General features: G+C 60.4%; 23 protein-coding genes and 2 pseudogenes. 8 read left to right on the forward strand and 17 right to left on the reverse strand.

Going from position 1 to position 22,017, the window contains the following annotated elements; genetic code table 11:
* Positions 1–9 precede the first annotated feature (9 nt).
* The 5 genes from fsa (at position 10) to BMZ91_RS09280 (ending at position 3,804) form a co-directional block, all read left to right on the forward strand.
* Positions 10–663, forward strand: a complete 654-nt coding sequence (gene fsa, locus BMZ91_RS09260) for a fructose-6-phosphate aldolase (protein ID WP_092837509.1) — start codon at positions 10–12, stop codon at positions 661–663.
* A gap of 38 nt (positions 664–701) precedes the next feature.
* Positions 702–1,409 (forward strand): DUF484 family protein, encoded by a 708-nt coding sequence (locus BMZ91_RS09265; RefSeq protein WP_092837512.1) that lies wholly within the window; start codon positions 702–704, stop codon positions 1,407–1,409.
* The gene (locus BMZ91_RS09270; protein WP_092837515.1) at positions 1,406–2,326 is read left to right on the forward strand and encodes a tyrosine recombinase XerC; all 921 of its coding nucleotides are present in this window, start codon (positions 1,406–1,408) and stop codon (positions 2,324–2,326) included. Before BMZ91_RS09265 ends, BMZ91_RS09270 begins: the two co-directional genes overlap by 4 nt.
* A gap of 104 nt (positions 2,327–2,430) precedes the next feature.
* A complete protein-coding gene (locus BMZ91_RS09275) occupies positions 2,431–3,018 on the forward strand; it encodes a cytochrome P460 family protein (RefSeq protein WP_092837518.1) in 588 nt (195 codons plus the stop codon).
* A gap of 87 nt (positions 3,019–3,105) precedes the next feature.
* Positions 3,106–3,804 carry a CDP-alcohol phosphatidyltransferase family protein gene (locus BMZ91_RS09280; RefSeq protein ID WP_092837521.1) on the forward strand — a complete coding sequence of 233 codons (699 nt, stop codon included), beginning with the start codon at positions 3,106–3,108 and terminating at the stop codon, positions 3,802–3,804.
* A gap of 4 nt (positions 3,805–3,808) precedes the next feature.
* On the opposite strand, the gene BMZ91_RS09285 is transcribed toward BMZ91_RS09280, so the two are convergent.
* The 6 genes and pseudogenes from BMZ91_RS09285 to BMZ91_RS09315 all read right to left on the reverse strand — a co-directional run bounded on the left by BMZ91_RS09285 (position 3,809) and on the right by BMZ91_RS09315 (position 8,388).
* The gene (locus BMZ91_RS09285) at positions 3,809–4,264 is read right to left on the reverse strand and encodes a methylated-DNA--[protein]-cysteine S-methyltransferase (protein ID WP_092837524.1); all 456 of its coding nucleotides are present in this window, start codon (positions 4,262–4,264) and stop codon (positions 3,809–3,811) included.
* Positions 4,219–5,013 (reverse strand): annotated as a pseudogene (locus tag BMZ91_RS22005) (DUF6629 family protein). The gene BMZ91_RS09285 and the pseudogene BMZ91_RS22005 overlap by 46 nt, the downstream one beginning before the upstream one ends.
* 410 nt (positions 5,014–5,423) lie before the next feature.
* Positions 5,424–6,368, reverse strand: a complete 945-nt coding sequence (locus tag BMZ91_RS09300; protein WP_092837533.1) for an OmpA family protein — start codon at positions 6,366–6,368, stop codon at positions 5,424–5,426.
* Complete coding sequence (locus BMZ91_RS09305; RefSeq protein WP_092837839.1) at positions 6,368–6,946, reverse strand: peroxidase-related enzyme; 579 nt, start codon at positions 6,944–6,946, stop codon at positions 6,368–6,370. The genes BMZ91_RS09300 and BMZ91_RS09305 overlap by 1 nt, the downstream gene beginning before the upstream one ends.
* A 36-nt stretch (positions 6,947–6,982) precedes the next feature.
* Positions 6,983–7,669: pseudogene (locus BMZ91_RS09310) on the reverse strand (GNAT family N-acetyltransferase); the annotation flags it as partial.
* Positions 7,666–8,388 (reverse strand): competence/damage-inducible protein A, encoded by a 723-nt coding sequence (locus BMZ91_RS09315; RefSeq protein WP_092837842.1) that lies wholly within the window; start codon positions 8,386–8,388, stop codon positions 7,666–7,668. The gene BMZ91_RS09315 and the pseudogene BMZ91_RS09310, both read right to left, overlap by 4 nt.
* 49 nt (positions 8,389–8,437) lie before the next feature.
* On the opposite strand from BMZ91_RS09315, the gene sfsA reads away from it, so the two are divergent.
* Both sfsA and map read left to right on the forward strand, forming a co-directional pair.
* Positions 8,438–9,175: a DNA/RNA nuclease SfsA gene (sfsA, locus tag BMZ91_RS09320; RefSeq protein WP_092837536.1), complete on the forward strand. Its 738-nt coding sequence runs from the start codon at positions 8,438–8,440 to the stop codon at positions 9,173–9,175.
* Positions 9,176–9,466: 291 nt separating this feature from the next.
* Positions 9,467–10,279 (forward strand): type I methionyl aminopeptidase, encoded by an 813-nt coding sequence (gene map / locus BMZ91_RS09325; protein ID WP_092837539.1) that lies wholly within the window; start codon positions 9,467–9,469, stop codon positions 10,277–10,279.
* Positions 10,280–10,281: 2 nt separating this feature from the next.
* Here map and BMZ91_RS09330 read toward each other — a convergent pair whose 3' ends face one another.
* The 11 genes from BMZ91_RS09330 to coxB all read right to left on the reverse strand — a co-directional run bounded on the left by BMZ91_RS09330 (position 10,282) and on the right by coxB (position 20,220).
* Positions 10,282–11,700 (reverse strand): FAD-binding oxidoreductase, encoded by a 1,419-nt coding sequence (locus tag BMZ91_RS09330; RefSeq protein ID WP_092837542.1) that lies wholly within the window; start codon positions 11,698–11,700, stop codon positions 10,282–10,284.
* Positions 11,701–11,790: 90 nt separating this feature from the next.
* Positions 11,791–12,606, reverse strand: a complete 816-nt coding sequence (locus tag BMZ91_RS09335; RefSeq protein ID WP_092837845.1) for an MBL fold metallo-hydrolase — start codon at positions 12,604–12,606, stop codon at positions 11,791–11,793.
* Positions 12,607–12,714: 108 nt separating this feature from the next.
* A complete protein-coding gene (locus BMZ91_RS09340) occupies positions 12,715–13,302 on the reverse strand; it encodes a GNAT family N-acetyltransferase (RefSeq protein WP_092837545.1) in 588 nt (195 codons plus the stop codon).
* Complete coding sequence (locus BMZ91_RS09345; RefSeq protein WP_092837548.1) at positions 13,302–14,564, reverse strand: M16 family metallopeptidase; 1,263 nt, start codon at positions 14,562–14,564, stop codon at positions 13,302–13,304. Before BMZ91_RS09345 ends, BMZ91_RS09340 begins: the two co-directional genes overlap by 1 nt.
* Entirely contained in the window at positions 14,561–15,949 is a 1,389-nt protein-coding gene (gene thrC / locus BMZ91_RS09350) for a threonine synthase (RefSeq protein ID WP_092837551.1), read from the reverse strand. Before thrC ends, BMZ91_RS09345 begins: the two co-directional genes overlap by 4 nt.
* Positions 15,946–16,629, reverse strand: coding sequence for an SURF1 family protein (locus BMZ91_RS09355; protein WP_092837554.1), 684 nt, complete (start codon positions 16,627–16,629; stop codon positions 15,946–15,948). Before BMZ91_RS09355 ends, thrC begins: the two co-directional genes overlap by 4 nt.
* Positions 16,630–16,732: 103 nt before the next feature.
* Positions 16,733–17,533 carry a cytochrome c oxidase subunit 3 gene (locus tag BMZ91_RS09360; protein WP_092837557.1) on the reverse strand — a complete coding sequence of 267 codons (801 nt, stop codon included), beginning with the start codon at positions 17,531–17,533 and terminating at the stop codon, positions 16,733–16,735.
* Positions 17,534–17,558: 25 nt separating this feature from the next.
* Positions 17,559–18,143: a cytochrome c oxidase assembly protein gene (locus tag BMZ91_RS09365; protein WP_092837560.1), complete on the reverse strand. Its 585-nt coding sequence runs from the start codon at positions 18,141–18,143 to the stop codon at positions 17,559–17,561.
* A complete protein-coding gene (locus BMZ91_RS21430) occupies positions 18,143–18,307 on the reverse strand; it encodes a hypothetical protein (RefSeq protein WP_177193830.1) in 165 nt (54 codons plus the stop codon). The genes BMZ91_RS09365 and BMZ91_RS21430 overlap by 1 nt, the downstream gene beginning before the upstream one ends.
* Positions 18,304–19,263: a heme o synthase gene (gene cyoE / locus BMZ91_RS09370; RefSeq protein ID WP_092837563.1), complete on the reverse strand. Its 960-nt coding sequence runs from the start codon at positions 19,261–19,263 to the stop codon at positions 18,304–18,306. The genes BMZ91_RS21430 and cyoE overlap by 4 nt, the downstream gene beginning before the upstream one ends.
* Before the next feature lie 72 nt (positions 19,264–19,335).
* Entirely contained in the window at positions 19,336–20,220 is an 885-nt protein-coding gene (gene coxB / locus BMZ91_RS09375; RefSeq protein ID WP_092837566.1) for a cytochrome c oxidase subunit II, read from the reverse strand.
* 206 nt (positions 20,221–20,426) lie between these two features.
* On the opposite strand from coxB, the gene tldD reads away from it, so the two are divergent.
* Positions 20,427–21,851, forward strand: a complete 1,425-nt coding sequence (gene tldD, locus BMZ91_RS09380; protein WP_092837568.1) for a metalloprotease TldD — start codon at positions 20,427–20,429, stop codon at positions 21,849–21,851.
* The last annotated feature ends 166 nt before the right edge of the window (positions 21,852–22,017 follow it).

Genomic DNA, 22,017 nt, shown 5'->3' on the forward strand with positions numbered 1-22,017 from the left:
GCACCCCTCATGAAATTCTTTGTCGATACCGCAGAAACCGATCAAATTGCCGAACTTAACGATCTTGGCATGGTCGATGGCGTGACCACCAACCCCTCGCTGATCCTGAAATCAGGCCGCGATATCCTTGAAGTGACCAAGGAGATCGCCGAAATGGTCGCGGGGCCGGTGAGTGCCGAAGTCGTCGCGCTAACGGCCGATGAGATGATCGCCGAGGGCCGCAAGCTTGCCAAGATCGCCGATAACATCGCCGTCAAGGTGCCGCTGACCTGGGATGGTCTCAAGGCGTGCAAGGTGCTCTCGGGCGAGGGCAACATGGTCAACGTCACGCTGTGCTTTTCGGCCAATCAGGCGCTTTTGGCGGCCAAGGCGGGCGCGACCTTTATCAGCCCCTTCATCGGACGGCTTGACGACATCAACCTCGATGGCATGGATCTGATCGCCGATATCCGCACGATCTATGACAATTACGGTTTCGAGACACAGATCCTCGCCGCCTCGATCAGAAGCGTCAATCACGCCTATCAGGCGGCGATGATCGGCGCCGATGTGATGACAGCGCCCCCCGCCGTGATCAAGAAAATGGCAGAGCACCCGCTGACCGATGCCGGGCTTGAAACCTTTATGGCCGACTGGGCAAAAACAGGGCAGCAAATCCTGTAACCCGTGCTATAACACCAAAAAACAAGACCGAGGCCGAGATGAGCAGCAAGCCGGAAATGAATGACGCGCTGCGCGAACGTATTATCGCGCAGCCGGATGTTATTCTTGAAGATCAAGACCTTATGCGCGCCCTTATCGCCGCGAACGAGCGGGCAATGGGCGGCAATATCGTCGATCTGCGCGGCATTGCGATGGACCGCCTTGAGGCGCGTCTTGACCGGCTTGAAGACACCCACCGCAGCGTGATTGCCGCCGCTTACGAAAATCTGGCGGGCACAAATCAGGTGCATCGTGCGATTTTGCGCATGCTCGACCCGGTCGAGTTTGAAACCTTCCTGCGCGATCTCGGCGGCGAAGTGGCGCATATCTTGCGGGTCGATTCGATCCGGCTTGTGCTTGAATCGGTGCAAAACGACAGTGACCCGGCGGTGCGCCGTCTGGGCGATGTCCTTTCCGTGGCCGAGCCCGGGTTCATCAAATCCTATCTGACCGGCGGGCGCGATGTGCCCGCACGGCAAGTGACGCTGCGCCAGATCAACGAGGGCGACATGCGGATCTATGGCCGCGATGCCACATTTGTGCGCTCCGAGGCCTGTTTGATGCTGGATTTCGGCCCGGATCGCCTGCCCGGCATGCTGGCCATGGGCGCCGAAGACCCGCATCAGTTCAGCCCGCAACAGGGCACTGATCTTCTGGCGTTCTTTGCCGGGGTCTTTGAGCGCTCGATGCGCCGCTGGCTGTCATGATTAGCCCGGCCGCCCGCGATTCGTTGCAGGGTTGGCTGGCGTCACAAAAGGCGCTCAACGGGGCCTCGGATCACACGCTTGATGCCTATTCACGCGATGTCGCGGGCTTTCTGGCCTTCATGACCGAACACAAGGGCGAGACGCAGGGCCTTGGCGCGCTCGCCCGGATCAGCACCGCCGATATGCGCAGCTGGATGGCGTTTACCCGTGGCCATGATGTCGGGTCACGCTCGCTGGCGCGCAAGCTTTCGGCGGTCAAAAGCTTTTATCGCTGGCTGTCAGAGCGCGAGGGGTTTGAACCCACCGCCGTTCTCGCCACCCGCTCGCCCAAGTTTCAGCGCAAGCTGCCGCGCCCGTTGTCGCCCGAGGCGGCAAGCGAGATGATCGACACCCTTGATATGCAATCAGAGACCCCGTGGATTTCGGCACGCGATCAGGCGGTTGTGACCCTGCTTTACGGCTGTGGGTTGCGGATATCCGAGGCTTTGGGCCTGACCGGGGCGGACCTTCCGATTGGCAACACGTTGCGGATCATCGGCAAGGGCAACAAGGAACGCATGGTGCCGGTGATTGCCCCGGCCCGCGACGCGGTCGAGCGTTATGTCGCCATGTGCCCCCATGAGATCACCCCGCAAAGCCCGGTGTTTCGCGGCGCGCGCGGCGGCAAGCTTAATCCGCGGGTGATCCAGAAAGTGGTTGAAAAAACCCGGATGCAGCTTGGCCTGCCCGCCACGGCCACCCCGCATGCCATGCGCCACAGCTTTGCCACCCACCTTTTGAACGCGGGCGGCGATCTGCGCGCGATCCAGGAATTGCTGGGCCATGCCTCGCTCTCGACCACGCAGGCCTATACGAGCGTCGATACCGCCCGCCTGCTTGAAGTTTACGCGCAGACGCATCCACAGGGACGCGGATAACGTCACTTCGGCCTCACGCAATAGTTAAGTTCCATTTCAGCCCAAACATGCGAGGGTTCCGCCTGAGCAACCCTCGTATTTATTGAACGAAATGGAGAACACACATGAAACGCCAGCTTTTTGCCGCCGCGACGCTCGCAGCAGGCCTTATGATGGGCCAGACGGCAGCAGCCGCGGATTGCAAAGTCGATGTCACCGATCCGTTTGATCTTGAGGCGGCCGCGATCAACGAAATTTACGACTGCATCAAGGCCGAGATGGTCGAGAAATACACCAAGGGTGATAATGACGTCGCCGCCGCCTATCGCGACTGGACCGTCAGCTCGACCCGCCCCGCCGTGGCCGGTGCGCATGGCAACCGCCTGTTGCAGACCTTTGCCAATGACATCGCCGCCGAACAATATCTCAAATTCGCCGACGAGGGCGTGGTGATGCCGGTCGGCTCGGTTCTGGCCAAGGAAAGCATCACCATCAGCAAGAAGAAGAAAAAGGCCGTCACCGGCCCGCTGTTCATCATGACCAAGGTCGAAGCCGGAGGCGCCCCCGAGACCGCCGATTGGGTCTATTCCGCAGTTCAGCCGAACGGCAAGATGATGAAGTTCAAACAAAGCTTTTGCCACGACTGTCACGTGTCCTGGGAAGCGCAGGATATGCTTGCCTATCCGCTGGAAGAGGTCCGCGTTTCCAACTAAGGCCAAAGGCCTTGCACTATGGCCCGGTCTCTTTTGGGACCGGGTTTTCCTTTTGCATATTTGGCGCGGCTGGTTCATTAAACGGCCATGACACCACATATGCGCGCTCTGCTTGTTCACCTTTTCACCGCCACTGGCGCGGTTTTTGCAATGCTGGCCATGTTGGCCGCGATTGATCGGGAATGGGAATTGATGTTCCTGTGGCTGGTCGTGGCCTTTGCGGTGGATGGCATCGACGGGCCGTTGGCGCGCAAGTTCGACGTAAAAACCCACGCGCCGGAATTTGATGGCGTGTTGCTTGATCTGATCATCGACTATCTGACCTATGTGTTCATCCCCGCCTTTGCACTGTTCAAGTCCGACCTATTGCCAGGCTGGACCGGATGGGTCGCCATCATCGTTATCACCTTTGCAAGTGCGATGTATTTCGCCGATACCCGCATGAAAACAAAAGACAATTCTTTTTCCGGTTTTCCGGGATGCTGGAACATGCTGGTGCTGGTGATGTTCGCGATCGAGCCTAATTTCTGGATCATTTTGACACTGGTTGCGATCTTGTCGGTGGCGATGTTCCTGCCGCTCAAGTTCATCCATCCGGTGCGCACCAAACGCTGGCGCTGGATATCTCTGCCGATGGCGCTTGCCTGGACGTTCTTTGCAGGCTGGGCGGCCTGGGTGCATTTTGATCCGCAAAGCTGGGCGCACTGGGGGCTGGTAATCACCAGCATCTATTTGATTTTCGTCGGCATCGTGCAGCAGATTTTCACGCAGCGCGGTGAACTCTGATCCCTCAGATAAGCAACCCCGCCGCCCCCTCGTGGCGCAACAGCCAGACCTTGGTTTCAACCCCGCCCTCACCGGAATAGCCGCCAAGACCCGAGGCGCCCAAAACCCGATGACAGGGGATGATCACCGGGATCGGATTGCCGCCACAGGCCGTGCCAATCGCCTGCGCCGGGGTGCCCAAACGGGTGGCAAGGTCGCCATAGGTGACGGTTTCGCCAAAGGGAATCTCACACATCGCATCGCAAACCCGGCGCTGAAACTCTGATCCCGCCACGTCGAGCGGCAGGTCAAACCGGGTCAGGCGCCCATCGAAATAGGCTGCAAGCTGGCTCAGGGCTTCGCTCAACACGGGCGTTTGAATGCCGTCCTCTTCCGCCGCCCAACGCAGGGCGGTGATCGCGGTTCCGTCGCTGATCACGGCAAGCGGGCCGATGGGCGACAACATGCTGGCAGATGGCATAACACCCCCTTTTGGCCCGCCGCGTGGGCATCTCGGATAAGGATCACAACAAGATAGAACGACAGGATCGCCGCAAAGAAACACCACACAGAGATGAATGCATAGGCATAAAACGCATAAGTCAGCGCAAGCGAGGCCGCAATCAGCCCGCCAAACACCTGTATCCTGCGATGCGAGGACAGGAAAAGCGCACCAACCACAAGCGCCGCATAAAACAGCCGCAGGACCGTGCGAGTGATGATCCCGTCATAGATCAGCGTCGTCTTATAGTCGAGTGAGCGCTCAACCACCTCCATCTATAGCCAGTCCCGGATCAGAAAGGACGGCAGGAACACCGAAAGCCCGTAAACACAGCCAATCGCGGTCATGATACCGATCACCCGCTTGCGCGCAGGTTCTGGCTCCACCATCCAAACTGCGACCGGCACCCAGGTCAGCCAGAGCAGATGGGAAAAGAACAAAAACCCGCACGAGGCGATGCAGACCGCCGTGTCATTGCCGCCCTCCAGCCCGAGCCAGACCACGCCTTCGAGGGCCTGCTGCACCCCAAAGGCCAGCGGGAAAGCCGCAAAGCCAAGCCAGGCCGGGTTCACACGCCGCACCCGCGCAATCGTATATAGCCCCAGCGGCACAAGTGTGGCAGAAACCGTAAAACTGGCCGCCGCGGAAAAGCACATCCTAACCTCCGAACCCCATGCGATGATGCAGGGGGCAAAGATCAAGTCTAGCCGCACCCATCTTGCGGGCATTGCGCTATGTCAAGGCGTGGCAGGTCAGATAGCTTTGACCTTTGCGGCCACTCTTTGACCCACGCTGTTCATCTTGCAGATGCAGCCAATTTTGCGAAAGAACCCAACTCTGACTTCGCTTGTTGCACCAAGCCGGTTAACAGCCGCGTAGCGGCCCGGCCATCGTCAGCCCCTCCCTTGGGCTGGCGATTTGGCTAATGCAGGCGCAACAATTGTTCTGGGAATGTATTTTGCCAGCATAAAGCGCTTTGTAATCTACGTCGGCTCACCATCCCAGGGGCTGACGTTGTCCTGACGTGACTAATATTCGCATTGTCCGCTCTGCCGACCTTCATGCGGATCGCGATGACGGTCGGGTTTGGGTCAGGTTTACCTGACAAACCCACGCGGCGTGATCACAAAAATGCGCGTTACCTGGTATCCAGCAACACCGCTTCGACCCGGCGGTTCATATCGCGCGAGGTCGGATTGCGGTTGCTGGCGACAGGCGCGAGATAGCCAAGGCCCTCGGCCTCAAGCTGGGCGCGGGAAACGCCGTGGGTCTCGACAAGACGCTCAAGCACGGCGCGCGCGCGGGCGCGCGACAGGTCGATATTGGCGTCAAGTGCACCAACGCTGTCAGTATGCCCGACAAGTGCCACGCGCCGCGAAGGATCGGCATTCAGAAACTCGGCCAGCGCGACAAGGCTGGCAAAAGGCCCCTCGCCAAGCGCTGTCGCGCCCGTGCTGAAATCAAGATCGCGCATCACCGCATGCCCGCTCTCAAGCATTGCATTCACCAGCGCCGGCACGGTCAGGGCCTCGCCCTTTTGACTTTGCCTGACAAACAGATCTGGTGTGGTTTGCATCGCCCCGGACCCATTCGCGACAATCTGGCTGATCTGGACATAGCCGGTCTCGCCAGAGCGGCTTACCAATACCGCGGCATGTTCAAGCCTGCCCCCGTCATCGCCCCGCCGTGCCGCCAGATAGCGGAAATCGAACAGATCGACAAACATGTCGGGCGCCGAGAGGATCGGCGCGTTGAACCTGAAATCGAACCCGCCGCACTCTTGATCGCTGCACTCGAAAAGCACCTGCCAACCGGCATCTTCAAGCTCTTGCCGCATGGGCATCAGAACCTGAAGCGTGGTCAGCCCCTGCCCGGTGACCCGCCAGGCCTGTTGTGTCACACGCCCCTCAAGGCGCTCTTGCGGCAGGCTGCCGTTTTCAAAAGGGCCTGTGGGCAGAAGAAAGGTATCGGCCTCTTGCACGACCTCGGCGCTCATCACCGCATTGCCCGGCAACGACAGTTCCAACGCCCCGCCGACCTGCGGCAGAAACAGCGCCAGAGCAAGGGAAAGCCCCGCGCGCATCACCCCTCGCGGGCCTGTGCGTGGTATTCGGGATTCGGTTGCATGCCCGTGGCGCTTGCCACCCGGTTGGTCATGTTGAAAAACGCCGCCACATTGGCAATATCCCAGATATCACGCTCATCAAATCCCACGTCGCGCAGCGCGGTGCGGTCGGTCTCTTCAATCGTGGCGCTCGCGGTGGTGACCTTGGCCGCGAAATCAAGCATCGCCCGCTGGCGCGCATCAAGCGGGGCAACCCGGTAATTCATCACCATCGCCTCGCCCAGCGCCGGATCACCCGACAACTGACGCACTGCCGCGCCATGGGCGACCTGACAATACCAGCAGCGATTGATCGAGCTGACAACAACCGCGATCATCTCGCGCTCAAGCTTGCTTAGCCCGCTATCGGCCAGCATCAACTCGTTATAAAGCGCGGCAAAGGTATTGAGCTTCTCGATATCAAAGGCGTGCGCCTGAAGCACATTCGGGATCATGCCAAGCTTGTCCTGGCAAATGTCGAAATACTTCTGCGTCGCCTCGGGCAGCGGATCGACCATCGGCAGGTCAAGCGCAGTGGTTTGTTCGGGTTTTGTCATCGCTTCGTCCTTTTGTCGGTAATGATACTGTCCCACAAGCGTGAACCCCATGGAAACATAGAGACCATTTGCACCCTGATTGGCCTGTGTGCAAACGACGGCAAGGTGGCTTGCGCCTGCGCCCGCCGCCCAATGCCCTGCCTGACGCATCATCAACCGCCCCATCCCGGCGCGGCGGTGACGCGCATGTACTTCAAGCGCATGCACCATGGCGATATGGTCGTGAATGGCGACAAATCCAACCGCCGCCGAGCGGCTGTCATGGCGCCCGAAAAGCGCGGTTTTGGGAAAAGGCGCCCGCTCCATCACCGCAATACGGCCCGCACCGATACCGCCTTCGGCCCAGATATCGCGCATGATTTCAAGCGGTTCCCAGATCGCAAAAGTCGACACAGGCGGCAGGGCGTCCTGTGACAATGCCGCGACCGGCGCCACATAGAGGTTGACCGGATCGACCACGCCGTATCCCGCGCTCTCAAGCATGGCGTCAAGCGCGTCCTCGCCGTCGCGGATCATGAAAAGCGGCGCTTGTCCCAAGGCCCGCATCGCGGTTTCGGCGGCGGCCAGATCGTCAGGGCAAACAGGCGCCCGTGCTGTCGCAGCAGAGACCCGTTTGCCCCCGCCTTGCCCGTCGCGGATCACCCAGGGGCCAAGATCGGTCCTGGCGGCAGGCGGCCATGTGGCCTCGACCACATCGTAAAGGCTTTGCAGGTCCGGGGTCATGCGGGAAATATCGCGGCAAGCTCGGCCATCGCCGCATCAATCCGCGCGCCATCCTGTCCCCGGATCACGATATTGGCACCATAACAGCCATCGCGCTGAAACGGATAGGAGCCGATCGAAAGATCGCCATAGCGCGCCGCCAATTCGCCAAGCGGCCCAGCGATATCGCCCTCGCCGCGATGAATCTCAAGGGTCTGCGACAAAACCGGCGCGCCCCCGGTCAAGGTTGGCAGGATGCTGGCCAGCATTGCCTGAAAGATCGAAGGCACCCCGGCCATCACATGCACATTCTCGATGCTGAACCCCGGCGCGGCGCTGATCGGATTGTCGATCAGGGTTGCCCCGTCGGGAATACGCGCCATACGCAATCGTGCCGCGTTCAAGTCCTGACCCGAGCGCTCATAATGCGCGGCCAGGATCGCGCGGGCATCCTCGCGAATGCCGATCGGGCGGTCAAAGGCGCGCGCCACGTTCTCAGCCGTAATATCATCATGGGTCGGCCCGATCCCGCCCGAGGTAAAGACAGTGTCATAGCCGCCACTCAGCGCCTTTACGGCGGCGACAATCGCCTCCGGATCATCGCTGATCACGCGGACCTCCTGCAAATCGATCCCCGCCTTGCTCAACTCTGTGGCAAGGTAATGCATATTCGCATCGCGCGTGCGCCCCGAAAGTATCTCATCCCCGATCACAAGCATGGCGGCGGTTGGGTTGGGCATGAAACGGGCCTCCTTGAACAGATCCATGACCCGGTATAGGCCTGCTGTCATGCGCTTTCAAACCCCTCTTGTGCCTGCCGTGCTCATCCGTCGCTACAAACGCTTTCTCGCCGATATCCGGCTGGAGGACGGGCGCGAGGTTACCGCCCATTGCGCCAACCCCGGAAGCATGATGGGTCTGGCCGAGCCGGGCCTGAAAATATGGGTCGAGCCGAATGACGACCCCAAGAAGAAACTGAAATTCGGATGGCGCCTGATCGAGCACGCCAACGGCCATTTCACCGGCGTCGATACCAGCCTGCCCAACCGCGCCCTGCGCGCCGCCCTTGAGATGGGCGAAATTTCTGAACTTGCCACCTATGGGACTGTCCGCCCGGAACAGAAGTACGCCACCAACAGCCGGATTGACTTCCTTTTGCAAAACCCCGGATTGCCCGATGCCTATGTCGAGGTGAAATCCGTCACCCTGTCGCGCACCACCGGTTTGGCCGAATTTCCCGATAGCGTAACCCTACGCGGCACCAAACATCTGGGCAACCTCGCCGAAATGGCAGGCGCCGGTCACCGCGCCATCCTGTTCTACTTGATCCAACGCACCGATTGCACGCACATGACACTTGCGGCTGATATCGACCCCACCTACGCCGCCACCTTCGCCAGGGCAAAGGCCGCAGGCGTCGAGGTACTGGCCTATGACACCAGGATTTCCCCCGAGGCGGTCACCCTTGGCACACGTCTGCCTGTCACATACTCCGATCCCAGTCACGACCGATGCAGTGTCAATTGAGTATTTTTGGAAAGATGAAAGTCCCTTCACTTTCACCATTCCTCAAATACTCATCCCAGCTTTCCTCCTCACCAGGGCCGTTTTGAACGTCACGGTTCCACCACCCCTGAGGAAGGCGCAGCCTGACGAGGACCAAAGCGCGCGCGTCAGCGCGCCCCGCCCGATCAGGCCTTGAACCCGCCGATGCCACGACCAAAGGCACAAATCCCCGCACTTGCCGCAGGCTCTGGCACTTTCCTGCAATCCCGCCTAAATAGGGCATAACAGATCAGGACTGCACGAGGCATTGACGTGAACAAACACAGGGGACGACTGACCCGCGAAGGCATCCGCATCCATGAAGATTCGGATTTTGCCGGTATGCACAAGGCTGGCGAATTGGCCGCCCGTATTCTCGATGAGATCGCCGATCATGTCTTTGTCGGCCAAAGCACTGGCGCACTCGACAAGATGATCGAGGACAAGGTCAACGCGGCGGGCGCCAAATCGGCCACAATCGGCTACAAAGGCTATCGCCACGCCAGCTGTATCAGCGTCAATCACGTGGTCTGTCACGGTATTCCTGGCGATAAGCTTCTGAAAGACGGCGATATCCTGAATGTCGATGTCACGGTGATCGTGGATGGCTGGTTTGGCGACACAAGCCGGATGTATGTCGCGGGCAAGCTCAGCCGCAAGGCAGAGCGGCTTATCCAGATCACCCATGATTCCCTGATGAAAGGGATCGAGGCGGTCAAGCCCGGCAAAACCTTTGGCGATATCGGCCACGCCATTCAATCCTTTGTCGAGGCCCACCGCATGTCTGTCGTGCGCGATTTCTGCGGCCACGGTCTCGGTCGGGTCTTTCACTCCCCGCCCAACGTGCTGCATTACGGGCGTCCGGGCACCGGTCCGGTTCTGGAAGAGGGCATGTTTTTCACCATCGAACCGATGGTCAATCTGGGCCGCCCGGAAACCAAGGTTCTGGCCGACGACTGGACGGCGGTGACACGCGACAAATCACTCTCGGCACAGTTCGAGCACTCGATTGGTGTGACTGCGAATGGCGCCGAGATTTTCACCCTTTCGCCTGCGGGCCGGTTTTACCCCACCTGGACCGCATGATCTCAATCAGCGCGCAGAACCGCCCCGGGGTTCATGATCCCCTTGGGATCAAGCGCCGCCTTGATCGTCCGCATTGCAGATAGTTTAGCCGGATCGCCATAGCGCTCAAGATCCTCGACCTTGAGCCGCCCGATGCCATGCTCGGCCGAGACCGACCCGCCCATCTCATGCACAAGATCATGAACCTTCCGCTTGATCAGGTCACGCTCGCCCGGATGATCGGCGCGGGTTTTTCCGGGCATCGGAAAGACGTTGTAATGCAGGTTGCCATCGCCAAGGTGGCCAAAACAGTTGATCCTGAACGCCCCCAGGGCGGCGATCACCTCTTGGCCTTTTTCGATAAAGTCGGGGATCACGCTCATCGGCAGGGAAATATCATGCGAACTTACCGATCCAACACGTCGGTTGGCCTCGGGGATTTGTTCGCGCACCTCCCAAAAGGCGTGCCGCTGTGCTTCTGATTGGGCGATCATGCCGTCGCTGACCAACTCCGCCTCCATTGCTTCAACAAACAGCGTCTCTAACGCACCCGCCGGGTCAAGCCCGCGCGCGAGGCCGACCTCGATCAACACGAACCATTCTGGATGCCCCTCAAACGGCTGGCGAATATCGGGCAATTCCTGCGCCAGAAACTCAAATCCCTGCCGGTGCATCAATTCAAACGCACTCACGCCTTCGCCCATATGATCGCGCGCCATTGCCAAAAGATCTAGCGCCGCGCGCGGATCGCGCACCACCATAACCGCCGTGCCCTCACCCGCCGGTCGCGGATAAAGCTTGAGAGCGGCGGCGGTGATCACCCCAAGCGTGCCCTCGGACCCGATCAAAAGGTGCTGCAGATCATAGCCGGTGTTGTCCTTGCGCAACCGCTTTAACCCATGCCAGATTTGCCCGTCCGGCAAAACCGCCTCAAGCCCAAGACACAAATCGCGCGCATTGCCATAGCGCAGCACATTCACCCCGCCCGCATTGGTCGCCAGATTGCCACCGATCCGGGCGCTGCCCTTGGCGGCAATGCTCAGCGGGAAAAGCCGGTCGGCCCTGGCCGCCGCCGCGTGAATGTCCTGAAGGATCGCGCCGGCCTCGACCACCATGACGTTTTCTTCGGGATAAATCCCGCGCAGCGCGCGCATCCGCTCAAGGCTCAGGATCACCGGCAGCGGGCCCTCGGGGCTGATCTGCCCGCCGACAAGGCCAGTGCCGCCACCGTAAGGCACAAGCGGCACGCAGGCCTCGGACGCGGCGCGCACGACCTTGGCCACATCCGCCGTGCAATCAGGCGCCACAATGACGCCCGCGCGCCCCTGCCAACGCCCACGCGGCTCTTCAAGATAGGCCGGGCTGGCCTCGCGAAAGGCAGCAACCGGCAACTCTGCACGCAGGTGCTCAACAAAGGCGGGGGTGGCGGAATTCAATGTCATGCGACCTACCTATCACGCAGGTCTTGGCATTCCAGCCTTTTCATCTTTCCGAAAATACTCAAATTCCGACATCCGCCCCGACCACATCGCTCATTCTCCGTCGCGCAGATAGGCGGGGCGCAACACCACGATGGTCGGTCTCTCGGGCAGGCTGCGCAAAGACAGCTCTATTTCGCTGGTTCCGGGGATAGATATCGCGAAATCATTTTCCATCCCCGCCAGAAACCGCCCCAAGGTGACATCGCCGAACCAGTGCATCGGGATGACCACGCTTGCCTTGACCCGGCGCAACACGCGCATCATGCTCTCGATGTCCATGGTAAACCCGCCATCGACCGGCGCCATCACCACGTCCATGCGGCCAAGGGCGGCATATTGATCGTCCGAGGGCTCGTGATGCAGATGCCCCAGATGGGCGATGCAAAGCCCCTCGGCCTCGAACACGAAAATCGAATTTCCGCTAGGCTCGACGCCGCCATTGTAGGACCGGATATCGGTCGAGACATTGCGCACCACCATCGCCCCAAGATCAAGATGGTGCTCGACCCCTTCGCCATATGGCCCCCATCCCGGCAAGACATGCGGAATGATCGGATCGGGGCTTGCGGTCCAATGGGTCTCATGGGCGTGGTTCATCGTCACCACATCAGGGATGAAATCGACATTGCCGATAAAGCCGGTGAAATCCGTCACCGCCGCAAGATCGCCCGCCTGTACAAGAAAGGAGGCATGCGCGATATAACGCAGGCGCACGGTATAATCGGGCAAGGGATCACTAAACCCGGCTTTGTGGATGTAGGTGCCCCCCGGAACGTCGCTCGCAAGGGCGATGCAATGGCTGGGTCGGCGCTCCTGCGCGTTGGTCTGTGTGGCCAGAAGCAGAGCCAAAAGGACAAGTCGGATCATCGGCATTCCTCCTTCATCTGAAAGAGAATAGCACGATTTGCCCCTTCGTCAGCCCTTACAGGCTGTCTCAGTCTGGCGCGGCGCGCAGGTCAGGGACATGACAAGCCCTTAGCCAACATCGGTCCGCCCGCGCCGGTCGGCGCGCAAGGCAGCATATAGCACATGGGTGCGCCAGCGGCCGTTGATCTGAAGATAGCTTTGCGCGACGCCCTCATATTTGAAGCCGCATTTTTCCAGCAACCCGCGTGAGGCGTGGTTTTCAGGCAGACAGGCCGCTTCGATCCGGCTCAGATCAAGCCGTTCAAAGGCGTAATGCACCACGCCTGCGATCGCCTCTTGCATATAGCCCTGACGCGAAAACCCCTCCCCGATCCAATAGCCAAGCGTGCCCGCCTGCGCCGGTCCGCGCCGGATATTGTCAAGCGTGATTGCCCCCAAAAGCATCTGATCCTCGCGCCGGATCAGAAACAGCGGCACTGCGCTTCCGTTGGAAATAGAGCGTTGCGCCCAATAGACCCGGTTCGAGAAGCCCTTGCGCGCAAGGTGATCGCTGGCCCAGAGCGGCTCCCACGGGGTAAGAAATTCGGCGCTTTGCGCCCGCAAGCCGCTCCAATGTCGAAAATCGCCAATCACCGGCTGGCGCAGGGTCAGACGCTCGGTCTCGATCCGCAACTTCCGACGTGGCAACAGCAGCATCAGGCGGCGCGCCTCTCATTGAGGCCGATCAGGGTTGGCGCAGCCGCCACCGGGCCATAGAGCGCAAGCGCCGAGGGCGCGCGCTCGACCGTGGTCCGGGCGATGCGGCGGACATCCTCAAGGGTGACCGCATCAATCCGCCCGACCACTTCGGAGAGATCCGGCACACGGCCCCAGATCTGGAGCATGCGCGCCAGACGCTCGGCGCGGTTTGACGGGCTTTCAAGGCCCATCAACAGCCCCGCCTTCATTTGGGCGCGGGCGCGCTCGACCTCAGGCGCGCTCATGTCATCGGCGGCGCGCTTCATCTCGTCAATGGTGATGCCCGCCAGATCGCCAAGCTGATCGGCGGAAGTGCCGGCATAGATCGTCATCATCCCGGTATCGGCATAGGCGCCGGCCTGAGCATAGATCGTATAGCAAAGCCCGCGCTTTTCGCGGATTTCCTGAAACAGGCGCGACGACATGCTGCCGCCAAGCGCGCTTGCATAGATCTGGGTGGTATAGATATCGGGGTCGGCGTAATCAGGGCTTTCAAAGGCAAGGGCGAAATGCGCCTGCTCCAGATCCTTGATATGGCGCGCCTCGCCGCCCCGAAATTTGGCAAGCGGTGGCTCGATCACAGCGCTCGGGATCATATCACCGAACATATCACTCGCCATGCGCACAAGGGCGTCGTGATCCACCGCCCCCGCCGCCGACAGGATCATCTGACCGGGGCGATAATACTGATCGACAAAGCCTTCAAGATCGGGCCGCGCAAAGCCGCGCACGCGCTCTTCTGCGCCCAGAATGGTGCGGCCAAGCGGGTGATCGGGATAGGCTTCTTCCTGCAACCAGTCAAAGATGATGTCGTCGGGCGTATCGGCGGCCTGTCCGATTTCCTGAAGGATCACGCCCCGCTCGACCTCGATCTCGCGCGTGTCAAACACCGGATTGCGTAGGATATCGGCCACCACATCAAGCGCCAAAGGCACGTCTTCTTTCAGCACCCGCACGTAATAGGCGGTCACTTCGCGGCTGGTATAGGCGTTGATATAGCCGCCCACATCCTCGATCGCCTCGGCGATCTGCAGGGCGTTACGTCGTTTGGTGCCCTTGAACGCCATATGTTCGAGAAAATGCGCGATGCCGTTCTGGTCGGCCCGCTCATTGCGGGCCCCGGCCAGAACCCAGACGCCAATGGCGGCCGATTGCAGGCCCGGCATATGCTCGGTGACAATGCGAAATCCGTTGGGAAGGGTGGTCAGTTGGACACTCAATGGGCGATCCGTTCCTTGATAAGGGTTTCGATGGCGGCCAGATCATTGGCCACCCGCGTCAAACGCTCTGGGCGGTTGTAAAGGTCGGCCATGCGCTCTGGTAAAGGCGCGTGCTGGCCCGAGGCCTCTTGCACGGCGTCCGGGAATTTGGCCGGATGCGCGGTTGCCAGCGTGATCATCGGCACGCCGATCTGGCGCGCGCTTTCGGCGACATGCACCCCGACGGCAGAATGCGGGCAGAGCAATTCGCCGGTTCCGGCCCATGTGCGCGAAATCGTGGCGCGAGTCTCATCCTCGTCGCAACGCCCCGAATCAAAGCTTTCGCGCAGGGCCTGCAAGGCGCCCTGGCTGACCGAAAAACCGCCCGCCTTGAGCTCGTCCATCAATTGCGCGACAGCGCCGCCATCCTCGCCGTAGGCATAGTACAGCGCGCGCTCGAAATTCGAGCTGACCTGAATATCCATCGACGGGCTGATCGAGGGGATCACGCCATCGGGTTTGTAGTCGCTGGTCGAAAGGCAGCGATGCAGGATGTCATTCTGATTGGTCGCCACCACAAGCCGGTCAATCGGCAGGCCCATGCGCCGCGCGATGTAGCCCGCGAAAATGTCACCGAAATTGCCAGTCGGCACGGTAAAGCTTACCTTGCGGTCCGGCGCGCCAAGCGACACGGCGGCGGTAAAATAATAGACCACCTGCGCCAGAACCCGCGCCCAGTTGATGCTATTGACGCCGGCAAGGCCGACCGCATCGCGAAACTCGAAGTCGTTGAACATATCCTTGACCCGCGCCTGCGCGTCATCAAAGTGCCCGTCAATGGCGAGCGCATGCACGTTATCCTCGGACGGGGTTGTCATCTGGCGGCGTTGCACCTCGGAGACCCGGCCATGCGGGTAGAGGACAAACACATCGACCGCCTCAAGGCCGCGAAACGCCTCGATCGCCGCCGATCCGGTATCGCCGCTGGTGGCGCCGACGATGCACACGCGGTTGCCCGAGCGTTTGAGGGAAAACTCAAACAGCTGGCCAATCAACTGCATCGCGAAATCCTTGAAGGCCAGCGTCGGCCCGTGAAACAACTCCAGCAGGAAATGCCCGCTATCAAGCTGTTTCAGGGGCGCGCGTGCGGCATGGCCAAAGCCCGCATAGGCGCGCGAAATGATGCCGCGAAATTCGGCATCGGTGAAAGCATCGCCCAGAAACGGGCGCATCACGCGAAAGGCGACCTCTTCATAGCTTTGCCCCTCAAGCGCGCGGATATCGGCCGCACTCATCTGCGGGATCGATTCGGGCAGGTAGAGACCGCCGTCGCGCGCCAGCCCGGTCAGCATCGCCTCTTCAAAGCTGAGCGTGGGCGCATTGCCCCGTGTCGAGATGTATTTCACGTCGTTTTGCCTTTCTCTGCCTGCCGCATGCGCCACAGGAAAAACCCGGTCATGGCAAGCCAGACAAGGGCCAGCGAATACCATGTAATTGCATAGTTGAGGTGATCGTTCGGAATGCCGCCGATGTCCAGTGGCAGCGGTTCCACGCCCGGCTCGGAGACCGACATCTTGCGCGCAACGACAAGGATCGGTTCGGTCCTGAGGATTTCGGCCATCGGCGCAAGATCGCGCGCGAACCAGATATTGCCCGCCACATCGTTTTCCGGGGTCGAGCTTAGCCGCTCATCGGGCCAATGCAGGTTGCCGGTGACCTCAACCGCGCCGCTTGGCGGGGCCGGAATCGGATCATTCACCGAGATAAAGCCGCGATCCAGAAGCACCCGGCGCGCGCCTGTGTCAAAGGCCGAAATCAGGCGATACCCGGCACCGATCTGTTTCTGGCTGACCAGCACGCGCAGTGCCTCTTGGCCAATGTCTCCGCTCAGGCGCACCGGAAGATAGCGGTCGGTTTTGATCTCTGGCTGTTCCGGCAGGGCCGCTGGCGGGGCGGTAATCCGGGCGCGGATATCGCCGAGGATCGCCTCTTTCCAGGCCAGCCGCTCAAGCTGCCAATTGCCAAGGCCGACAAGGACCGCGGCCCCGGCCAGGCCAAATATCACAGGAATAATGTAGCGGCGCACCGCGGGCCTCCGTCAAAGGAAAAGCGCGCACCCTCGTGCGCGCCTTGATGTTCTTGCCGTTCCGCGCGGATTGTTCAACCGCATTCCGCGCCGAGCCTCGGGCTTAGCCGCCCCAGATATAGATCGCGGCAAAGAGGAACAGCCAAACCACATCCACGAAGTGCCAGTACCAGGCCGCCGCTTCAAAACCGACATGCTGTTCGGGGGTGAAATGACCGCGTTGCAGGCGGATCAGGCAGATAAACAGGAAGATCGTGCCGATGACCACATGCGCACCATGAAAGCCGGTCGCCATGAAGAAGTTGGCGCCATAGATGTTACCGGCAAAGCCAAAGGCCGCGTGGCTATATTCATAGATCTGAAACACGGTGAAAAGCGCGCCAAGCGCAATCGCGATGATCAGCCCCCATTTCATGTCCTTGCGGTTGTTTTCATGCACAAGCGCGTGGTGCGCCCAGGTCGCGGCACAGCCCGAACACAGCAGGATCAGCGTGTTGATCAGCGGCAGGTGCCAGGGGTCGAATGTCTCGATGCCCGCCGGTGGCCAGACCGCATCAACCAGCGGGCTTTGCGGACCCATCGGGTACATGGCGTGCTTGAAAAAGCTCCAGAACCAAGCGGCGAAGAACATGACCTCGGACATGATGAACATCATGAAGCCATAGCGCAGGCCGATCCGCACGACAGGGGTATGATCGCCGGTCTCGCCTTCGTTCACCACATCGGCCCACCAGCCGAACATGACGTAAAGAACGCCAACAAACCCGGCCAAAAGCATCCACGGACCATGGTCGTGGAAGAAAAGGACCGCGCCGAACAGCATGACGAACCCCGCCAAGGCGCCCAAAAGCGGCCAGACAGAGGGGGGCAGAATGTGATAATCGTGATTTTTTTCGTGTGCCATCTTTGTATTTTCCCTCGTCGAAGGCTCAGTTCAATTTTGAATCGTTTTTGTTGCCCTGCTCAAGCGCCGCCTGGGCCTCTTGTGGCAGGTCAATTTCGTAGAACGTATAGGACAGGGTGATCGTATGCACGTATTTTGCGTCCCTGTCTGTTACGATTTCGGGGTCGACGTAAAACGTCACCGGCATTTGCACCCGCTCGCCGGGTTGCAGCACCTGTTCGCTAAAGCAGAAACAGTCGATCTTGGTAAAGAACCCACCCGCTTCATAGGGGGTGACGTTATAGCTGGCAGAGCCGGCGATAACGCGGTCGGTCGGGTTGTAGGCCTCGTAAAAGGCCAGGCCCGTCTCGCCGATTTTCAGCTCCATTTCATGCACGACGGGTTTGAATTCCCATGGCATGTTGCGGTCCTTACTGCCGTCAAAGCGGATCTTGATGGTTTTCTCAAGCACGGTGTCGCTTTGGGCTGCGGCCACGCCGGTGGTGCCGCCAAAGCCGGTCACCCGGCAAAACCAGTCGTAAAACGGCACCGAGGCCCAGGCGAGCCCGCCCATCAGAACAACCACACCCACAAGCCGGGTCACGGTTTTGAGTTTCGCATCCATCGCCATCAGTTTGTTGCCCCCTGTTTTGCAGGAACCTTGAAGTCGTTATCGGACACTTTGGCAATCGTCAGCCCGAACACCAGTGCCACGAAAATCGCCAGCACAAGGCCAAGCCCGAGATTACGGCCAAAGCGGCGCTTGTGAAGCTCATGTTCCTCGCGAAAGCTCATCCCCAGCCTCCGAGGCCATAACCGGCCAGGGCGGCCTCAAGAAGAATTGCGGTGAAATGGGCAAAGAGATAGTAAAGCGACAGTTTAAACGCTTTCTTTTCAATGCGGTATCCATCGGCCTCGGCCATGGCTTCGTCGCGTCGCCAGATCGCATAGGCATCGCGCAGGAACAGCGCGTTCAGCACCAGTGCCACCGCAAGATAAATCGGCCCGCCAATGCCGGTAAAGGCGGCGCCAACGGCGAGCATCGCAAGCAAGACGGTATAGACAAGGATGTGCCTGCGTGTCGACCTGCGCCCATGGGTCACGGTCAGCATCGGCACCCCGGCCTTGTGATAATCGCCCTTCATGAAAAGCGCCAGGGCCCAGAAATGCGGCGGCGTCCACATGAAGATAAGCGCAAACATCAGCACCGATTCGATACTGATTGATCCGGTCGCCGCCGCCCAGCCGATCATCGGCGGAAAGGCCCCTGCCGCGCCGCCAATGACGATGTTCTGCGGGGTCCAGCGTTTCAGGCCAATGGTGTAGATCACTACGTAGAAAAAGATCGTGAAGGCCAGAAGGCCCGCCGCCACGGCGTTGGTTGCAAGCCAGAGCATCACAACCGACATCACCGCCAGCGTCACCCCAAAGGCAAAGGCCTCATCGCGGGTGACTTTCCCTGCCGGAATGGGGCGCTTGCTGGTCCGCTTCATCAGCGCATCAATATCGGATTCCCACCACATGTTGAGCGCCCCGGACGCACCGCCGCCCACCGCGATGAACAGGATCGCGGCCAGCCCGACAATCGGATGCACCCCGACCGGCGCCGCCAGAAGGCCAACCAGAGCGGTAAACACCACCAGCGTCATCACCCGCGGCTTGAGCAGGGCGAAAAAATCGCCGAACTCGGCCTCGCCGCCCTGCGCCATTGGGGCGGTGGTGCTGCTGCTGTTGAGACTTGCGTCGCTCATGTCGCTCTCCGGTGCCCCGTGAAGGGCTGGGTTGGGAATGGATGCGCGCGGATTGCGCGCACCCCAGTCGGCCTAGTCGGCCATTGCCACATCAACCGGGCGCGGCGTGCCGGCATATTCCTCGATCGCGCCTTCCAGCCATTGGTCATATTCGGCCTGGCTCACCACCTTGACGGTGATCGGCATATAGGCATGCGACTGACCGCAAAGCTCTGAACACTGGCCGAAATAGATGCCTTCTTTCTCGGCCTTGAACCAAAGCTGGCTCAGGCGGCCGGGAACGGCATCCTGTTTCACGCCAAAGGCCGGGATGGTCCAGCTGTGGATCACATCGGCGCCTGTCAGTTGCATCACGACGACCTTGTTGACCGGAACCACAACCGATGTGTCGGTGGCCAGAAGGAACTCATCCTTGCTATACCCGGCCTCGACAAGCTGCGCCTCGACCTCGGGGGTCATGCGGTTGTCGCCGCCGGTTGCGGGTGCGCCGATCATGTAGCTGTCAAAGCCGAAATCGTGGTCGGTGTATTCATAGCCCCAGTACCACTGATAGCCGGTGACCTTGATATGCACCTCGCCCTCGGGGATTTCCTGTTGCTTGAACAGAATGGGCAGCGAAAACGCCCCGATGAACACCAGGATGACAATCGGGATGATTGTCCAGGCCACCTCGATCGGCGAATTATGGGTAAATGTTGCCGAGGTCGCGTTTACGCGGCGATTGTAACGCACGGCAACAACCGCAAGAAGCAGCACCACGAAAAGCACGATCGCGATGATGATCACGTTGATCATCCCGTCGAGCCACTGCAAATCGTGGGCCAGTTCGGTCGCTGCGGGCTGGAATCCCATCTTGCCATCTACGGGCTTGCCGACGATCTCAAGACCCTCCTGCGCCATGGCAGGAAGAGCGGAAAGGGCGGCCAGAACGGCCAGAAGGCTTGAAGTTAGTCGCATTTTACACCCTGATCGGTTGAAGCGGTTCATATATCTTAGTACGGGTCGACCCACCCAAGGGGCAGACTCCCATTGTCTCAGTCCCGTCTAAAACCATATTCTGCCCCAGACGACAAGAAAGACCATTGCGGCAAACGGACGCTTTTTTGATTTAGATCAAATTAACTGCCGCCGCCATACCGCCGATATATAGGACAAACGCCGCCATGACCGATACCCCTTTTCGCCCATTTGACAGCCTTCTTGACCGCGACACGGCGCTTGCGCACCTGCAAGAGGCCACCCGAGGCGCCGATGATGGCGAGCTTTTTCTGGAGCGGCACCGGTCCGAGGGGCTGCTGTTTGACGATGGTCGCGTCAAGACCGCATCTTACGATGCCTCCGAAGGGTTCGGGCTGCGTGCCGTGCGGGGTGAGGTCACGGGATATGCGCATTCCTCGGAAGTCAACGAGTCCGCCCTGATGCGCGCCGTTGACACCGCGCGGCTTGCGGTTGGCGAAGGTGGCGGCACGCTGGCCGCGGCACCCGCGCGCACCAATCGCCGCCTTTACACGGATGCCGACCCGATTGCCGGGGCCAGCTTTCCGGTCAAGCTTGAAACCCTGCGCGAGATTGACGGCTTTGCCCGCGATCTTGACGCCCGCGTGGTTCAGGTCTCGGCCTCGATTGCGGCCGCTTTGCAAGAGGTGACGATCCTGCGCCCGGACGGCACCGAAGTCAGCGACATTCGTCCGATGACCCGGGTCAATGTCTCGATCAGTGTCGAAGAGCAGGGTCGGCGCGAACAGGGCAGTGCGGGTGGCGGCGGGCGCATCGGCCTTGATGGCCTGCTCGATCCTGCCGACTGGCAGGCCAAGACCCGCGAGGCGCTGCGCATCGCGCTGGTGAACCTGCGCGCAGAGCCTGCGCCTGCGGGCGTCATGGATGTGGTGCTTGGCCCCGGCTGGCCCGGCATTCTGCTGCATGAGGCGATTGGCCATGGTCTTGAGGGCGATTTCAACCGCAAGGGAAGTTCGGCCTTTGCCGGGCTGATGGGCCAGCGGATTGCAGCGCCGGGCGTGACGGTGCTGGATGACGGCACGATTCCGGACCGGCGCGGCAGCATCACCTTTGACGACGAAGGCACGCCCTCGGGCAAGAATGTGCTGATCGAGGACGGGATCCTGGTGGGCTATATGCAGGACCGCCAGAACGCCCGCCTGATGGGGGTTGCCCCCACCGGCAACGGGCGGCGCGAAAGCTATGCCCACGCGCCGATGCCGCGGATGACCAACACCTATATGCTGGGCGGCCAGGCCGAGCCGGGCGATCTGGTGGCCGAGCTGAAAGACGGTATTTACGCCGTCGGCTTTGGCGGCGGGCAGGTCGATATCACCAATGGCAAGTTCGTGTTCAGCTGTACCGAGGCATACCGGGTGAAAAACGGCCAAATCGGCGCGCCGGTCAAAGGCGCCACCCTGATCGGTGACGGCGCGACCGCCCTTAACCAGATCCGCGCGCTTGGCAACGATATGGCGCTTGATCCCGGCATGGGCAATTGCGGCAAACAGGGCCAATGGGTGCCCGTCGGCGTGGGCCAGCCAACCGTTTTGATCGGCGGTTTGACAGTTGGCGGATCGGCCACCGGCTAGCACCGGGCGCACGCACCCGGTCTGACCCAGCGGAATGCGCTATCGCGCATACTTTGTTTTCAAAACCGCAAGACGCGACGTGACGGGATGCAGAATCCGTCGCGCTGCCCTGCTTTCATCTTTCTTTAAATACTCATTTGCGACGCCAGCGGCGGCACGCAACACG

This window comes from Roseovarius lutimaris (genome assembly GCF_900115165.1).
In the GTDB taxonomy this organism is placed as follows: Bacteria; Pseudomonadota; Alphaproteobacteria; order Rhodobacterales; family Rhodobacteraceae; genus Roseovarius; species Roseovarius lutimaris.

Bases quoted from the DNA above. Each gene is read 5' to 3' on its own strand.
- BMZ91_RS09285 (WP_092837524.1), bottom strand. From the start codon at position 4,264: ATGCCATCTGCCAGCATGTTGTCGCCCATCGGCCCGCTTGCCGTGATC.
- BMZ91_RS09360 (WP_092837557.1), bottom strand. From the start codon at position 17,533: ATGGCACACGAAAAAAATCACGATTATCACATTCTGCCCCCCTCTGTC.
- BMZ91_RS09270 (WP_092837515.1), top strand. From the start codon at position 1,406: ATGATTAGCCCGGCCGCCCGCGATTCGTTGCAGGGTTGGCTGGCGTCA.
- BMZ91_RS21430 (WP_177193830.1), bottom strand. From the start codon at position 18,307: ATGAGCTTTCGCGAGGAACATGAGCTTCACAAGCGCCGCTTTGGCCGT.
- BMZ91_RS09305 (WP_092837839.1), bottom strand. From the start codon at position 6,946: ATGACAAAACCCGAACAAACCACTGCGCTTGACCTGCCGATGGTCGAT.
- tldD (WP_092837568.1), top strand. From the start codon at position 20,427: ATGACCGATACCCCTTTTCGCCCATTTGACAGCCTTCTTGACCGCGAC.
- BMZ91_RS09265 (WP_092837512.1), top strand. From the start codon at position 702: ATGAGCAGCAAGCCGGAAATGAATGACGCGCTGCGCGAACGTATTATC.
- fsa (WP_092837509.1), top strand. From the start codon at position 10: ATGAAATTCTTTGTCGATACCGCAGAAACCGATCAAATTGCCGAACTT.
- BMZ91_RS09330 (WP_092837542.1), bottom strand. From the start codon at position 11,700: ATGACATTGAATTCCGCCACCCCCGCCTTTGTTGAGCACCTGCGTGCA.
- BMZ91_RS09275 (WP_092837518.1), top strand. From the start codon at position 2,431: ATGAAACGCCAGCTTTTTGCCGCCGCGACGCTCGCAGCAGGCCTTATG.
- BMZ91_RS09365 (WP_092837560.1), bottom strand. From the start codon at position 18,143: ATGGCGATGGATGCGAAACTCAAAACCGTGACCCGGCTTGTGGGTGTG.
- BMZ91_RS09315 (WP_092837842.1), bottom strand. From the start codon at position 8,388: ATGCCCAACCCAACCGCCGCCATGCTTGTGATCGGGGATGAGATACTT.
- BMZ91_RS09335 (WP_092837845.1), bottom strand. From the start codon at position 12,606: ATGATCCGACTTGTCCTTTTGGCTCTGCTTCTGGCCACACAGACCAAC.
- BMZ91_RS09300 (WP_092837533.1), bottom strand. From the start codon at position 6,368: ATGCGCGCGGGGCTTTCCCTTGCTCTGGCGCTGTTTCTGCCGCAGGTC.
- coxB (WP_092837566.1), bottom strand. From the start codon at position 20,220: ATGCGACTAACTTCAAGCCTTCTGGCCGTTCTGGCCGCCCTTTCCGCT.
- BMZ91_RS09280 (WP_092837521.1), top strand. From the start codon at position 3,106: ATGACACCACATATGCGCGCTCTGCTTGTTCACCTTTTCACCGCCACT.
- sfsA (WP_092837536.1), top strand. From the start codon at position 8,438: ATGCGCTTTCAAACCCCTCTTGTGCCTGCCGTGCTCATCCGTCGCTAC.
- BMZ91_RS09340 (WP_092837545.1), bottom strand. From the start codon at position 13,302: ATGCTGCTGTTGCCACGTCGGAAGTTGCGGATCGAGACCGAGCGTCTG.
- cyoE (WP_092837563.1), bottom strand. From the start codon at position 19,263: ATGAGCGACGCAAGTCTCAACAGCAGCAGCACCACCGCCCCAATGGCG.